This is a genomic window from Microbacterium sp. EF45047 (genome assembly GCF_028472845.1).
GTDB lineage: Bacteria > Actinomycetota > Actinomycetes > Actinomycetales > Microbacteriaceae > Microbacterium > Microbacterium neungamense.
Window position 1 is genome coordinate 1,058,105 of the sequence record NZ_CP069429.1, and the last position, 13,479, is coordinate 1,071,583.

The 13,479-nt window shown below is 68.2% G+C and carries 11 protein-coding genes, 1 tRNA gene, 1 other RNA gene and 3 pseudogenes; 9 read left to right on the forward strand and 7 right to left on the reverse strand.

The features are described 5' to 3' along the window. The first annotated feature begins 52 nt into the window (after nt 1-52). Nucleotides 53-1,642: a GTPase HflX gene (hflX, locus tag JRG78_RS05025; protein ID WP_259607925.1), complete on the forward strand. Its 1,590-nt coding sequence runs from the start codon at nt 53-55 to the stop codon at nt 1,640-1,642. A 3-nt stretch (nt 1,643-1,645) separates the two neighbouring features. On the opposite strand, the gene JRG78_RS05030 is transcribed toward hflX, so the two are convergent. Next, the gene (locus JRG78_RS05030) at nt 1,646-2,305 is read right to left on the reverse strand and encodes an SIMPL domain-containing protein (RefSeq protein ID WP_259607926.1); all 660 of its coding nucleotides are present in this window, start codon (nt 2,303-2,305) and stop codon (nt 1,646-1,648) included. 142 nt (nt 2,306-2,447) lie between these two features. On the opposite strand from JRG78_RS05030, the gene ssrA reads away from it, so the two are divergent. Further along, nucleotides 2,448-2,817, forward strand: a transfer-messenger RNA (tmRNA) gene (gene ssrA / locus JRG78_RS05035). A 93-nt stretch (nt 2,818-2,910) separates the two neighbouring features. Here ssrA and JRG78_RS05040 read toward each other — a convergent pair. Then, nucleotides 2,911-3,522, reverse strand: coding sequence for a TetR/AcrR family transcriptional regulator (locus JRG78_RS05040; protein WP_259607927.1), 612 nt, complete (start codon nt 3,520-3,522; stop codon nt 2,911-2,913). A 102-nt stretch (nt 3,523-3,624) separates the two neighbouring features. Here JRG78_RS05040 and JRG78_RS05045 point away from each other — a divergent pair, with 102 nt between their 5' ends. Then, nucleotides 3,625-3,822, forward strand: a complete 198-nt coding sequence (locus JRG78_RS05045) for a hypothetical protein (RefSeq protein ID WP_259607930.1) — start codon at nt 3,625-3,627, stop codon at nt 3,820-3,822. Between the two features lie 35 nt (nt 3,823-3,857). On the opposite strand, the gene JRG78_RS05050 is transcribed toward JRG78_RS05045, so the two are convergent. Together JRG78_RS05050 and JRG78_RS05055 are read right to left on the reverse strand one after the other, a co-directional pair. After that, nucleotides 3,858-4,430 (reverse strand): hypothetical protein, encoded by a 573-nt coding sequence (locus JRG78_RS05050; RefSeq protein WP_259607931.1) that lies wholly within the window; start codon nt 4,428-4,430, stop codon nt 3,858-3,860. Between the two features lie 19 nt (nt 4,431-4,449). Next, nucleotides 4,450-5,259 (reverse strand): inositol monophosphatase family protein, encoded by an 810-nt coding sequence (locus JRG78_RS05055; protein ID WP_259607932.1) that lies wholly within the window; start codon nt 5,257-5,259, stop codon nt 4,450-4,452. A gap of 128 nt (nt 5,260-5,387) precedes the next feature. Between JRG78_RS05055 and JRG78_RS05060 the strand changes: the two genes are divergently transcribed. Beyond that, a tRNA-Lys gene (locus JRG78_RS05060) sits at nt 5,388-5,460 on the forward strand. A 243-nt stretch (nt 5,461-5,703) separates the two neighbouring features. Here the strand turns inward: JRG78_RS05060 and JRG78_RS05065 are convergent. Together JRG78_RS05065 and JRG78_RS05070 are read right to left on the reverse strand one after the other, a co-directional pair. After that, nucleotides 5,704-5,952: pseudogene (locus JRG78_RS05065) on the reverse strand (IS5/IS1182 family transposase); the annotation flags it as partial. 12 nt (nt 5,953-5,964) lie between these two features. Next, a pseudogene (locus JRG78_RS05070) lies at nt 5,965-6,327 on the reverse strand (DNA cytosine methyltransferase); the annotation flags it as partial. Nucleotides 6,328-6,609: 282 nt separating this feature from the next. On the opposite strand from JRG78_RS05070, the gene JRG78_RS05075 reads away from it, so the two are divergent. The 5 genes and pseudogenes from JRG78_RS05075 to JRG78_RS05095 all read left to right on the forward strand — a co-directional run bounded on the left by JRG78_RS05075 (nt 6,610) and on the right by JRG78_RS05095 (nt 11,786). Next, nucleotides 6,610-7,878 (forward strand): IS110 family transposase, encoded by a 1,269-nt coding sequence (locus JRG78_RS05075; protein ID WP_239541894.1) that lies wholly within the window; start codon nt 6,610-6,612, stop codon nt 7,876-7,878. 162 nt (nt 7,879-8,040) lie between these two features. Continuing rightward, a pseudogene (gene mobF, locus JRG78_RS05080) lies at nt 8,041-9,098 on the forward strand (MobF family relaxase); the annotation flags it as partial. A gap of 16 nt (nt 9,099-9,114) precedes the next feature. Further along, a complete protein-coding gene (locus JRG78_RS05085) occupies nt 9,115-9,351 on the forward strand; it encodes a helix-turn-helix domain-containing protein (protein ID WP_259607933.1) in 237 nt (78 codons plus the stop codon). 48 nt (nt 9,352-9,399) lie between these two features. Further along, nucleotides 9,400-10,902 carry a hypothetical protein gene (locus JRG78_RS05090; RefSeq protein WP_259607934.1) on the forward strand — a complete coding sequence of 501 codons (1,503 nt, stop codon included), beginning with the start codon at nt 9,400-9,402 and terminating at the stop codon, nt 10,900-10,902. After that, on the forward strand, nt 10,899-11,786 hold the full coding sequence (locus JRG78_RS05095) for a DNA adenine methylase (protein WP_432806437.1): 888 nt from the start codon (nt 10,899-10,901) through the stop codon (nt 11,784-11,786). Before JRG78_RS05090 ends, JRG78_RS05095 begins: the two co-directional genes overlap by 4 nt. 257 nt (nt 11,787-12,043) lie before the next feature. Here the strand turns inward: JRG78_RS05095 and JRG78_RS05100 are convergent. After that, a protein-coding gene (locus tag JRG78_RS05100) for an IS3 family transposase (RefSeq protein ID WP_370428832.1) occupies nt 12,044-13,440 on the reverse strand; the annotation gives its coding sequence in 2 pieces (ribosomal slippage) (nt 12,044-13,104 and nt 13,104-13,440; 1,398 coding nt in all). Between the last annotated feature and the right edge of the window lie 39 nt (nt 13,441-13,479).

Sequence of the window (13,479 nt, forward strand, 5' to 3'; positions counted from 1 at the left end):
ACAGCGGGGCTAAGGTTAAGGCGCCGAAGAGAGAAGCAGAGTTCAGGACCGGATGACGAAACCCACCGACGACGACAACACCGACGAGACGCTCGAGCGCGTGCTCGCGAACGCCGAGCAGCGCACCCAGGCGCGCGTGTTCGGTGCCGCCCAGGCGCTGCAGGATGCCGCGACCGCCACGCACACGGATGCGGACGGCACCCAGTGGGATCTCGAGGACCGCCACGCTCTGCGACGCGTCGCCGGGCTCTCCACCGAACTCGAGGACGTCACCGAGGTCGAGTACCGCCAGCTGCGTCTGGAGAACGTGGTGCTCGTCGGCGTGTATCCGCAGGGCGCGCAGACGGATGCCGAGAACTCGCTGCGCGAGCTCGCCGCCCTGGCCGAGACCGCAGGTGCCGTCGTGCTCGACGGGCTGCTGCAGCGGCGCCCCCATCCGGACCCCGCGACCTACCTCGGCCGCGGCAAGGCGGAGGAGCTGCGCGACATCGTCGCCGCCTCCGGTGCCGACACCGTGATCGCCGACACCGAGCTGGCGCCGAGCCAGCGCCGTGCTCTCGAGGACGTCGTGAAGGTCAAGGTGATCGACCGCACCACGGTCATCCTCGACATCTTCAGCCAGCACGCCAAGAGCCGCGAGGGCAAGGCGCAGGTGGAGTTGGCGCAGCTCGAGTACCTGCTGCCGCGCCTGCGAGGCTGGGGCGAGTCGATGAGCCGCCAGGCCGGTGGCCAGGTGGGCGCCGGCGGCGCGGGCATGGGATCGCGCGGACCCGGTGAGACGAAGATCGAGCTCGACCGCCGCCGCATCCGCACCCGCATGGCGCAGCTGCGCCGGCAGATCCGCGACTTCGCACCGGCCCGCGAGGCCAAGCGCGCCGAGCGCCGGCGCAACACGATCCCGTCGGTGGCGATCGCCGGCTACACCAACGCCGGCAAGTCCAGCCTGCTGAACGCGCTCACCAGCGCCGGCGTGCTCGTCGAGAACGCGCTGTTCGCGACGCTGGATGCCACCGTCCGCCGGTCGGAGACCTCGGACGGGAGGGTGTACACCCTCACCGACACCGTCGGATTCGTGCGGAACCTTCCGCATCAGCTCGTCGAGGCGTTCCGCTCCACGCTGGAGGAGGTCGCCGACGCCGACGTCATCCTGCACGTCGTGGACGGCTCGCATCCGGACCCGGCCGCGCAGATCCAGACGGTCCGGGACGTGATGGGCGACGTCGGCGCGCGCGACATCCCCGAGATCATCGTGTTCAACAAGGCCGACCTCCTCGGTGAGGACGACCGTCTGGTGCTGCGAGGCCTCGCCGCGGACGCGCACTTCGTGTCCTCGCGGACCGGCGAGGGCATCGCGGAACTGCGTCAGGCGATCGAGGCGGCGCTGCCGATGCCGGCGGTCGAGGTCCGCGCGCTCGTGCCCTACGACCGCGGCGACCTCGTCTCGGCCGTGCACGAGAGCGGCGTGCTGCTCTCCGCGGAGCACGAGGAGGGCGGTACGGCGATCCACGCCCACGTGTCCGAGCGGCTGGCGGCCGATCTCGCACCGTTCACCAGCGCGGAGACGACTACGGAGGACGGCTCCCTCGGCGACGACTCGCCCGAGAAGGACTCGCCGGCAGCGGACTCCCCGCAAGCGGACTAGCGCTCAGGCAGCCCGGAAACGCGCCTCCACCGTCGCTGAGACCGTGATGTCCTCGGCCTGGAACTCCATGGCGGGAGCGCCGACGGGCGACGCGGCGAAGGCGGCGCCGCGCGCCACGGCCGAGCGCAGCTCGGGGCCGGAGGAGATGAGCCCGCGATCGGCGACCTCCAGCGGTGTGATGGAGGTCAGCCCGAGCGCCTGTGCGTAGGCCTCGGCGCGGGCGACCGCGACGGCCACGGCCTGGGCGGCCACCGTGCGCTCCGTCTCCGCCTCGGTCTCCGGTGTGAGGTGCCAGTCCACGTGACCGACCGCCACGCCGTCCCACCCCGACAGCTCTGTCGTCCACAGCGACATCTCCGAGGGGTCCACGAAGGTGGCGGTGAAGTCGACGGCCGCGCGGTAGACGGGTGCCAGCCGCTTGCCGTTCGAGTTCCACGGCCGGTCCGCGCGCACGGTGAGCCGCCGGCTCGACCATTCCGCGACGCTGCCGCCCTGCAGGCGCTCGGTGATGCTGTCGCGCACGGGGGCGGCGAGCGACAGCGTCCGGTCGACGACGGCGGCCCGGTCGGCACCCTCCATCGAGACGGACAGGTGGACCGTGGCGCGCTCCGGGGAGATGCGGGCGGTGTGCTCGCCACGCACCGTGATGATGACCTCGCTCATGCAAGCGACTCTACGCCGAGGCCGCCGGGAGAGCCGGAATAGCTTCCGCCCGCGATCCGTTATAGTCTGTGGTGCTCGGGTGCCCCGGCATCCGATCGACAACTCCACAGTGCGACAGCGGCTCCTTCGCGAGAAGGTCCACGGGGCTGATCGGTTTCGACGGCGCCTGTGAATCCACGAGAAGCGGGCCGAGGATGCAGGGTCATCTCGTGAACGCTCCCTGCAAAACAATAAGTGCCAATGCAAAGCGCACTGACTTCGCCCTCGCCGCCTGAGCGAGCCCGATAGTCCGTCAGACCGTATGTGATTCCGGTACGGATCCTGGCGTCATCTAGGAATCTCGCTGCGTGACGGCGTCCGGACGTCACGCGGGACTCTTCCCGGACTGGGCCCGTCGACTTAGGTGTCTGTGACAAAGGTCGGGGCCGAGCAGAACGTCCGCACAGACTGCGCCCGGAGAAGGCGTGGAGACTCAGCGTCGGACGGGGGTTCGATTCCCCCCAGCTCCACTGACCGCTGTCGCACGGAGTGTCAGCCGAGAGGCCGTCCCGCACGGGGCGGCCTCTTCGCACCTGGTGCACGGATGCCCGTGGGGCGCTGTGCGATCAGTCCTCGCGGCGCGGGCGCAGGCCGTCCATGGACACCGCCAGGACCTCCTCGGCGAGCAGTTCCGGGTCGATCCGCCCGCCGGGCCGGTACCACTCGACGAGGGAGTTGATCATCCCGAAGACCAGGCGCGTGGCGGTGCCGGCGTCCAGATCGCCGCGGATCAGACCCTCGGACTGGGCATCGCGGACCAGCTGCGTCACGCGGTGATCGAAGGCGCGCCGCCGCTCCAGCGCCGCCAGTTCCACCGGGCTGTTGCCGCGCAGGCGCAGCAGGAGGGTCACCTCCGACTGCTTGTCGATGAGCACGCGGACGGCACCGCGGATCACCTCGCTGAGACGCGCCGCCGGCGTCGGCTCGCCGAGGGCATCGTCCAGGGCCTGCTCGAGTGCGCCGAGAGCGTCCTCCAGCGCGATCTCGAGCAGCTGCTCCTTGGAGTCGAAGTGATGGTAGAGCGCGGACTTGGTGACCCCGAGCCGGCGGGCCAGGTCCGCCACCGAGGTCGCATCGTAGCCCTGCTCGTTGAACAGGCCGACGGCCGTGCTCAGCACATGAGCGCGATCGTGGCCGGGACGGCCACGGCGGGCGCTGCGGGGATCGGAGAGGCTCATCGCTCCCAACCTAGCGCCGCAGCGGGACCGCCGGGATGCGCGAGGGCCGTGGCGGCGTTCCCGCTAAGCTGAGAGGGCAGCCGGATTCCAGGAGGTCTCGACGTGGTCGATTTCATCGTGTTCATCATCCTGTTCCTCGGCGGGGTGTTCCTCACCGGCTTCGCGCACGGTCTCCCGGCCGCGCAGGGCGTCGTCTTCACGGCCGGCATCCTGCTGGTCAGCCTCTCCCTGGCCTGGGTGATGCGCCAGGCGGGCTCCGCCACGCGTCGCAGCGACTCGTGGTCGCGCCGCCAGCAGTGACCGCACGGCGCTGAGACGGCCGACCGTTCCGCCGCTCAGCGCCCCTCGATGAGCAGCAGGCCCTGCTTGGTGTCGGCGAAGGTCACCCAGCCGTCGCCGAACAGGTAGGTCATCCCGTAGCCCTCGTCGTCGACGGCGATCGCGTACTGCGGGTCCTCCGTGATGTAGACGCCGGAGGTGTCGTCGTCGCGCAGCCACCCCTCGGCGAGCAGTGTCTGCTGCGCCTCCGCGGCGGTGACGGCGTCGATCGGCGCCCAGCCGTACATCTGCCCGTGGTCGGATGCCGTGGAGTAGTCGGACCACAGGCACAGCATCCCGCCCTCCAGCGGCGGCATCGCCCCGATCCGGAACTCCTTCTCCTTGGCGGTCCAGCCCTGCGCCGTGAGCGCCTCGACGGTCGCGGGGGAGATCAGCGTCTCGCAGGTGGGCTCCGTCGGCGGCGTGGTGGTCTCCACCGGCTCCGGAGCGGTGGTCACCGCCGGCAGGTCCTCCCGCGGCGCGGAGGACGGGCCGGAGGTCTCGCGCGCGGGCGGCGCGGCGGCGGCGCACGCGGCCAGACCGGCCAGGAGGGCGAGGACGCCGAGGGCTGCGGGGATGCGAGCGGTCATGGGTTCGGAAAGGGCGGGGTCAGGCGCGCTCGGCGGCGCGGAACAGCTCGAGGAAGGCGTCGTGCAGGATGCCGTTGCTGGCCAGTGTCGAACCGGCGGCGATCGTCTCGGCCCCGTCGAACGCGGTCATCCGGCCGCCGGCCTCGCGGACGATCGCGACGGCGGCGGCGATGTCGTACTCCTTGACCCCGAACTCGGCGACCATCTCCAGCCGGCCCTCGGCGAGCATCATGTAGCTGAACACGTCGCCGTACGCCCGGTCGCGCCAGACCCGGTCCGCCAGGGCGAGCAGCTGCGGCAGCCGCCCGGCATCCGCCCACTGCCCGATGCTCTGGAAGCTGACGCTGGCGTCTTCCAGGGTGTCCACGGCGGAGACCCGCAGGCGGCGCGGCTCCGCAGCGTCCCCGGTCCACGCGCCGAGACCCTCGGCGGCCCACCACCGGCGGCCCAGGGCGGGCATGCTGACGACGCCGAGGCGCGGCAGGCCGTCGACGGCGAGTGCGATCATCGTGCCCCACAGCGGCACGCCGCGGAGGAAGTTCGCGGTGCCGTCGATCGGGTCGATGATCCACTGCCGCTGCGCGTCCCCCTCGGTGCCGAACTCCTCGCCGAAGATGCCATCGCCCGGACGCTCGGCGGTGAGCAGGTCGCGGATCGCGCGCTCGGTCGCGAGATCCGCGTCCGTGACGTGGGAGCGGTCGGCCTTCGTGGAGATCTCGAGGTCGGCGGTGTCGAACCGCGGCAGGGACTGCGCGTCCGCGGCGTCGGCGAGACGCAGAGCCAGCGCGAGGTCGGCGTCGATGGACGTGGCGGTGGGGGAGACGGTCACCCCCACAGAATACTTGGACCGAGTCGAGAAGCCGCTGTGCCGGTGAGCGCGGACGCGCCCGGGACGCGCCTGATTTGTCGCGCACCCGGCCGACTGGTAACGTATTTCCTCGGTGCTGAGAGCACCACGCACCTCTAGCTCAATCGGCAGAGCAACTGACTCTTAATCAGTGGGTTCTGGGTTCGAGTCCCAGGGGGTGCACCCAACGCACAAGGCTCGAACCTTGGCCCAGAGAATCAAGGGCTGAGGTTCGGGCCTTGTCGGCGTTCGCGGCCCAGGTCAGGACGTCGGCGTTGACTTCGGGGTCCAGCAGCATCTCGAAGGGGCGCGCGTTCTCGACGCGCAGCTCGTCGTCTTCCTCGACGTAGACCTTGGTGAAGAACGCCTGGTTGCACAGGCGGCGGTTGGTGTCGTCGCAGCGGGCGTAGATGTCGGCGCAGTTCTCTAGGGCGTGTCTCCCAATAGGCGTACCCAGGTGAGGATGGCGCAGAGTGTGACGCCGGCGCGGTAGGTGATCGCGAGCTTGTCGAATCGGGTGGCGATGCCGCGCCATTGCTTGGCGAGAGCGAAGAATCGCTCGATCACGTTGCGGCCGCGGTAGGCGTCGCCGTCGAACCCGGGTGGTCGGCCGCCACGGCTGCCGCGGCGCTTTCGTGCGGCGATCTGGTCTCGCTTGTCGGGGATGACGGCCTGTGCCGAAAGCAGCCCGCGCACGTTCTCGATGACGACCCATTCGGGGTGCAGCGCGTCGATTGCCGTTGCCATGTGCGCCCATAGGCCTGAGCGGGTGCCGGGAGTGAGGCCGGCCATCTTCCCGCAGATGATGTCCACGGGCTCGGCGGAGCTCCAGTCGATCGTCGTGATGTCGCCGAGGTTCGGGGCGTCGGGCCAGTGTTGGGCGAAGACACGTGCGACGGGCTCGTTGATTTCAGAGAACCACACCGTGTGAGCGTTGAAGACTTCCTCGACGGCGAGGTCGAGTCCGCCGTAGCCGGAGAACAGCGATCCGACCCGTAGACGACGGTCGTCGTTCGCTTGTTCGGCTGATGCATGAGGAGTCCGGCGGATCGGTGATCCCCGGCCGTCGTCGCGTGCGACTGATGACCGGGCTGGTCACCTGTCAGGTGCTCGCGCCCGCCCGAGTTCGTCGCGCCTCAGCCCCGACCCGTTACTTTCTTCGTGACCCGTTCGGCGGCCATGCTGGGCGGTGACGGCCTGCCGGGCCCGGCATGATTGCTGCCCCCTGTCCTCGATGATCCGGGGGGGGGTGTTGTCACCGGGCCTGGTTGGCGGTGTGTGATCGCTGATAGGGGCTGGACCCGAGCATGCTCGAGGCCGTTCGTAACGTGGATGCCGAGACGCGCCGCCGCGGACGCCGTCACGAGTGAAGCGGAGGACGAAGTGGTCACCAGCATCGACAGATACGACGAGGTCGACGTGTTCGTTGGGCTCGACGTCGGCAAGGGCGAGCATCACGCGGTCGCGCTCGACCGGGAAGCCAAGCGACTATTCGACCGAGCACTCCCGAACGACGAGCGCCAATTGCGGGCGGTGATCGACCAGCTCGCCTCGCATGGCGTGGTGCTGCTGGTCGTAGATCAACCCGCGACGATCGGTGCACTCCCGGTCGCGGTCGCGCAAGCCGCAGGTGCTCTCGTTGGTTACCTGCCGGGGTTGGCGATGCGGCGCATCGCGGATCTGCATCCCGGTGAGGCGAAGACCGACGCGAGAGACGCGGCGATCATCGCCGAAACGGCCCGCACCATGCCGCACACGCTCCGGTCGATCCAGGTCGCCGACGAGAAGGTCGCGGAGCTGAGCATGCTCTGCGGGTTCGACGACGACCTCGCCGGTCAGATCGTCCAGGTCTCCAACCGGATCAGGGGTCTGCTCACCCAAATCCACCCGGCGCTGGAACGCGTGCTCGGGCCGCGGCTGGATCACCCCGCGATCCTGGACCTGCTGCAGCGCTACCCGTCGCCGGCGGCGATGAAGACTGCGGGTGAGAAGCGGCTAGGGAACCGGCTGCTGAAGAACGCGCCCCGCAAAGGTCGTGTCTGGGCGGCAGAGATCATGACCGCGCTCGGCGAGCAGACCGTCGTGGTGACCGGCACCGACGCCGCCGCGCTGGTGCTCCCCAGGCTCGCAGAGCAGCTCCAGGCGTTGCGACGGCAGCGTGATGAGATCGCCATCGAGGTCGAGAAGATCGTCGACGCTCACCCTCTTCAACCGGTCCTGACGAGCATGCCCGGAGTCGGCGTCAGGACCGCAGCCCGGCTCCTCACCGAAGTCACCACCAAGACCTTCGCCACTGCCGGGCACCTCGCCGCCTACGCCGGCCTCGCACCCGTGACCCGACGATCCGGCACCTCGATCCGCGGCGAGCATCCCTCCCGGCGCGGGAACAAGATCCTGAAACGGACCATGTTCCTCTCCGCGTTCGCCGCACTCCGAGACCCCGAATCACGCGCCTACTACGACCGCAAGATCGCCCAAGGCAAACGCCACAACCAGGCCCTCATCGCCCTAGCTCGACGCCGCTCCGACGTCCTCTACGCCATGCTCCGCGACGGCACCCTCTACCAACCGCGACCAGCCCAACCCGCCCTCGCCGCTTGACAGAGGACATAGGGGCACCCCCCACGCTCAGAGCTCTTCGCCTCCGACCCGCCTCGGAGCCACCACGCCTCAGAGCCACCACGCCTCTTGCAGGTCGAGGTTGAGCCGGCCTCCGGCGGGCTCTCGCTCACCTCGTGATCGAGCAGAGAAAGGCGGGCGGGCGTGACGGTCTCGATGCGCGTGATGAGCGCGGGCGATGGATACAAGTACCTGCTGCGCAGCGTTGTCGCGGGCGACGGCGACCGCTCCCTCTCGACGCCCCTGACCCGCTACTACGCGGAGGCGGGCACGCCACCGGGCCGCTGGCTCGGCGGCGGGGTCGCCTCACTCGGCGGGATGATCGCGGAGGGCGATCCTGTCTCCGAAACCCAGCTCGAACTCCTCCTCGGCCTCGGCCGGCACCCCGTCACGGGTGCCCCGCTGGGGCTGGCGTATCCGGCCTTCAAGTCCGTGGCCGAGCGGATCGCGGAACGCACCGCCGCGCTCGATCCCGGCCTCAGCCCGGCGAGGCGTGCGGAGGCGATCGCGGCCATCGAGGCGGATGAGCAGGCCCGCGGAACCCGGCGAGCGGTTGCGGGCTACGACTTCACCTTCTCCATCCCGAAGTCCGCCTCGGTGCTCTGGGCCGTTGCGGACGCGGGCACTCAGGCACTCATCGCGGACGCGCATCACGCGGCGGTTGCGGAGGTGGTTGCGTTCATGGAACGGGAGGTTGCAACCGCGCCGTCACGGGCGCAACCGCCCGTGACGGCGCGGTTGCACAGGTCGATGTCACCGGGCTGATCGCTACCGCGTTCGATCACTACGACTCCCGGGCGGGCGACCCGCACCTGCACACGCACATCGTCATCAGCAACAAGGTGCAGACCGTCCTCGACGGCAAGTGGCGCTCACTCGACGGCCGCCCGATGCACGCCGCGACCGTCGCCTTGTCGGAGCTGCACGAGGCCGTTTTCGCTGACCACCTCACCCGCTCATTCGGCGTGGGATGGGAGGCGCGGGACGCGGGGCGGGATCGGAACCCGGCTTGGGCGATCGCCGCGGTGCCGGAGGAGCTGGTCAAGGAGTTCTCCACCCGCGCCCGGCACATCGACGCCGAGACGGATCGCCTCATCGACCGCTACGTCTCCGAGCATGGGCGGCGCCCGTCGCCGGCGACGATCATGAAGCTCCGCGCTCAGGCCACCCTCACCACGCGTCCCGCGCTGGGTGCGCGGTCGCCTCTACGCTGGTAGCGTGAAGTTGCATCCCGTTCAAGGAGGCTACGAGAAGGTGCCGGAAGATCACGAGGTCCTGACTGCCGAAGAGGCAGCGGCGCTCTTGCGAGGCTCCACCAAGACCGTGCTCGCGCTCGCGCGTGCCGGGTCACTACCTGGGGAGAAGGTGGGGCGCGCTTGGCGCTTCGTCAGGAGCGATGTCCTCGCGTATGTCCGGGGCTCACTACCGCAGACGGGAACGGAGCAAGATGACTGAGACTGTAAGGGCGTCGTCTGAATCGCAGAGCGCAGAGGGTCGCTGCTGATGCTGGACACATCGAAATGGCCCGAGATTGAGCTGGACGTCTTGAAGGAAGTCCAACTCGACCCGAAGAACGTCCGCCTTGAAGTGGCAGACGCGAAGGTCGAAGCGGACATCATTGAAGACCTGTTCGTCAACGAAGATGCGCTGGGCCTTGTCGAGGGCATCTGCAAGGTCGGCTATCTAACGCACGAGACTCCGGTCGTCCTCAAGCGACGCGGTAAGTACGTGATGGTGGAGGGAAACCGCCGTCTTGCTGCGCTCAAAGCCATCCAGAACCCGATGTTGGTTCCCGACTATCAGGCGCGAGTCGCGTCGTTGGCAGCCCTTCTGCCAGATCGCTCCGCACTTGCGAAGGTCCGGGTCATGGTCGCACCTAACCAGACCGAGGCGGATCAGTTGATCGCGGCTATCCACACCGGGAACCTGCGACGGGCTTGGAGCCCCAGCAGGCAGGCGGCGTTCTTCCAGGCACAGATCGACGCGGGAAGGAAGTTGCCGGAACTTCTGACTAGGTACCCCACGATCGACGTTCGCAAGTTCGTCTTCCGCGCGCACATCATCAATCTCTTCAAGTCCGTGCACTACGACGAGGCCGAACTTCAAGACTTCCTTGCAACGAAAAAGTGGGCCAGGGGTCTATCGACGCTGGCGCGCATCTACGAGTCGAAGGAGTTCCTTGACCTGACTGGGCTCGCGATGGATTCGAACGGCAACGTCACGAAGACGCTCTCGGACGCAGTCTTCAAGGACGTTGCTACCGCGATCGTCCGCGGGATGCATGAGGAGAACATCAACACGCGCAGCCTGAACTCGGTTTCTAGTCCTCGCTACACGCAACTCATGAAGGAACTGCGTCAGATCGTTGCCGACGCAGGCGAAGCAGCTCCGTCTGACCCCACGACCGCCACTACAGGGACGAGTCCCGGCGGAGGGGGAAACCCGCCGTCTGGTGGCCCCGGCTCTACGCCGACTCCGCCCACGGGAGGACCCGGTCCCGGAAAGCCTCCGAGTGGTGCGCCTGGCCCGATAGGGCCGAAGCCTCCGGCGAAGAAGAAGCTTAGGAACCTCGATCTCGGGCAGATCAAGGCTCCCGCGAGTTACCCCGAAGGGTTGAAACTGCTACTCGGCGAACTATCCGAGGTCGACGTGCAGAAGTTCCCTAACGCCACTTTCCTCATGATCCGAGCCGTACTGGAGAAGTCGATCAAGGCGTACGCGGAGGCGAAGTCGATCGACATCAAGGGTTCCGGGAACAACCAGAACGGCCGTGTCCAGCTCAGCCACGCTTTGAACTGGCTGCTGGACTACGCCAAGGCGAACGGGCCGAAGTACTTGATCCAGGTCATCGAGGGCGTCAGGACAGGGAAGCTCGTGACCTACACAAACTCGGGTGACTCACTCAATGCGATCAACCACAACCACCACTTCCTGGTCGATCCCGACCAAGCGTTCTCGATGTGGGCCTCCATCGACTCGATCATGAGATACGTGATGAAGCCATGACGGCGAGCGCCATCGGCGTCTCCACGCGCCGCCCGCGAATCTCACCGCTCCGGTACCCCGGCGGCAAATCAGCGTTGTACTCGCGCCTTCGCAAAATGATCCGGGACATGGACCTGGTAGGCTGCACTTACGTCGAGCCCTACGCGGGCGGCGTCGGCGCCGGCCTCAGTCTTCTAGTCACGGGGCAAGTAGAGCGCGTCGTCATTAACGACCTCGACCCGGCCATCCATGCATTCTGGACGACGGTTCAGTCCGAGCCCGGATGGCTGATCGAACGAATCCACAAGACCAAGCTCGACGTCACCGAGTGGCGGCGGCAGCGCGAAATCTACGTCGCCGCAGACACCAGCGATCTGTCGCAGCTCGGATTCGCCACCTTCTATCTCAATCGCACGAACAGGTCCGGCGTGCTCAACGGAGGCCCGATCGGCGGGCTAGACCAAACGGGCAACTACAAGATCGACGCCCGCTTCAACCGGGATGGCCTCGCTGAACGTATCCGCATACTGTCGCTCTATGCGGACAACATCGTCCCGACGTCGCGCGATGGCATCGAAGTCATTTCTGAGTACGCCCCGAAAGACGATGTCTTCATTTACGCCGACCCTCCCTACTTCGAGAAGGCCGGGTCGTTGTACCTCAACGCCTTCTCTGCAACCGACCACGAAGACCTTGCGAGAGTCCTCAACTCCGTCGCAGATAGACCGTGGGTTCTTACCTACGACAATGCTCCACAGGTAGCGGAGCTCTACGCGGCACGCCGCCGTCGAGAGTTCGAGCTCCACTATTCGGCGCATCGTGTCGGCAAGGCCACTGAGGTCGCCGTGCTCTCTGAGTCCGTTCCAGAGATTGGACAAGGCTGGCCGCTCACGCCGACAACGTAGACGCACCCGCTCCGAGAAGACGAACGACCGTCACCGCATGTCGAGAGACGGTCACCACCGTGGGAGAGGCGGGGCGGAACTAAGACTCCTCGCGGGCAGGCGGCTGGATCATCAGCACGTTCGAGATGCCGCCCTGGTTCACGCAGTCCTGAGCGAAGTCGTGAACGTGCCAGAAGCAGTCCGCCGCCGGCTCAATGGCGTTTAGGTGGTCTCGACCGGCGTGTCGGAAAGTGTCAAGGCGGGTGAGACAGATTCCGTCAGGCGGTCTGTATGAGGGCCTCCTGTGAGGGCTGGTTGATCCAGGCGGCCTCGGGCAGCTTGGGCGCCTGGGGTCGGCGGTGGCCGAAGCGCTCGGGACGGGCGGCGTAGGCCGCGTCCAGGGTGGCCTGGCGCTGGGCGCGGACCTGCCCGGCGGTGCCGAAGTGGACGCTGGCGGGGGTGTGCAGCCCGATCCCGCAGTGGCGGTGCTCGTGGTTGTAGTAGGCGAAGAACTGCTCGGCGAACGCGCCGGCGTCGGCCAGGGACCCGAAGCGCTCGGGGAAGACCGGGGCGTACTTCAGCGTCTTGAACGCCGCCTCGCTGTAAGGGTTGTCGTTCGACACGTGCGGGCGGGAGTGCGACCTGGCCACCCCGAGGTCGACGAGCAGCTGAGCGACCGGTTTGGAGGTCATCGAGGTCCCGCGGTCGGCGTGGATCGCCTCCGGCACGCCATGGATGCCCATGGCGTGCTCGAGCAGGTTCTTGGCGATCTCGGCGTCCTCGCGGGCCGCGATGGTCCAGCCCACGACGAACCTGGAGAAGATGTCGAGCACGACGTACAGGTCGTAGTACACGCCCCGCTCCGGCCCCTTGAGCTTTGTGATGTCCCAACTCCACACCTGCCCCGGCGCCGTCGCGACGAGCTCGGGCCGGGTCCGGGGCGGGTGGCTCGCCTGCCGGCGCCGTTCCCCGGCCATGTCGTGCTCGCGCAGGATCCGGTGCATCGTGGACATCGAGCACAGGTAGGTGCCCTCGTCCAGCAGCGTGGCCCAGACCTGGGCGACCGACTTGTCCGCGAACCGCTGGCTGGTCAACACGGCCAGCACGTGGGCCCGCTCGGCGGCGGACAGCTTGTTCGCCGGTGCCGGCCGCGGTGTCCGTGGACGTGGCGGTGGCGGGTTCTTGGCCCGGTAGTGACTGGCGCGGGAGCGACCCAGCAGCGCGCACGCAGCCGCGGTGCCGACGTGCTCGGCCAGCCCGTCGACGGCCGGGTTGATCACCGCGGCGACCGCGGCGGCTTGTCCGCGCTCTCGGAGAGCGTCTCCAAGAGCGCGTGTGCTTTTCCCATCAGGTCCAGCGCCGCCCTGGTCTTGGCCAGCTCGGCCTCGGCCTTCTCCGCCCGGGCCCGTAGCGCCTGCAGCTCCCGCTCGCGCCGGTCCCGCGGCTTGCTGCCCAGCCCGGACAGCGAGCCGGCGGCCGCGGCCTTGCGCCACTCGATGATGTGGGAGGTGTACAGGCCCTCCCGGCGCAGGATCTCCCCACGCCCAGAGCGGTCCGCGGCGTCGTACTCGGCCAGGATCGCCGCTTTGAACTCGGCGGTGAACGTCCGCCTCTTGGGCCGGTCAGCACGAGGAGCCATAGCCCCATCATCGGTGCCGACGTCAGCAACCGTCATCGTCATCTCAGTATTGGTCCGTTCTCGCCCCGTGCAGTG

Coding starts and splice junctions, on each gene's coding strand:
- hflX (WP_259607925.1), top strand. CDS start 53: ATGACGAAACCCACCGACGACGACAACACCGACGAGACGCTCGAGCGC.
- JRG78_RS05030 (WP_259607926.1), bottom strand. CDS start 2,305: ATGAGCGAGGTCATCATCACGGTGCGTGGCGAGCACACCGCCCGCATC.
- JRG78_RS05040 (WP_259607927.1), bottom strand. CDS start 3,522: ATGAGCCTCTCCGATCCCCGCAGCGCCCGCCGTGGCCGTCCCGGCCAC.
- JRG78_RS05050 (WP_259607931.1), bottom strand. CDS start 4,430: ATGACCGCTCGCATCCCCGCAGCCCTCGGCGTCCTCGCCCTCCTGGCC.
- JRG78_RS05075 (WP_239541894.1), top strand. CDS start 6,610: ATGCCGAGACGCGCCGCCGCGGACGCCGTCACGAGTGAAGCGGAGGAC.
- JRG78_RS05090 (WP_259607934.1), top strand. CDS start 9,400: ATGCTGGACACATCGAAATGGCCCGAGATTGAGCTGGACGTCTTGAAG.
- JRG78_RS05095 (WP_432806437.1), top strand. CDS start 10,899: ATGACGGCGAGCGCCATCGGCGTCTCCACGCGCCGCCCGCGAATCTCA.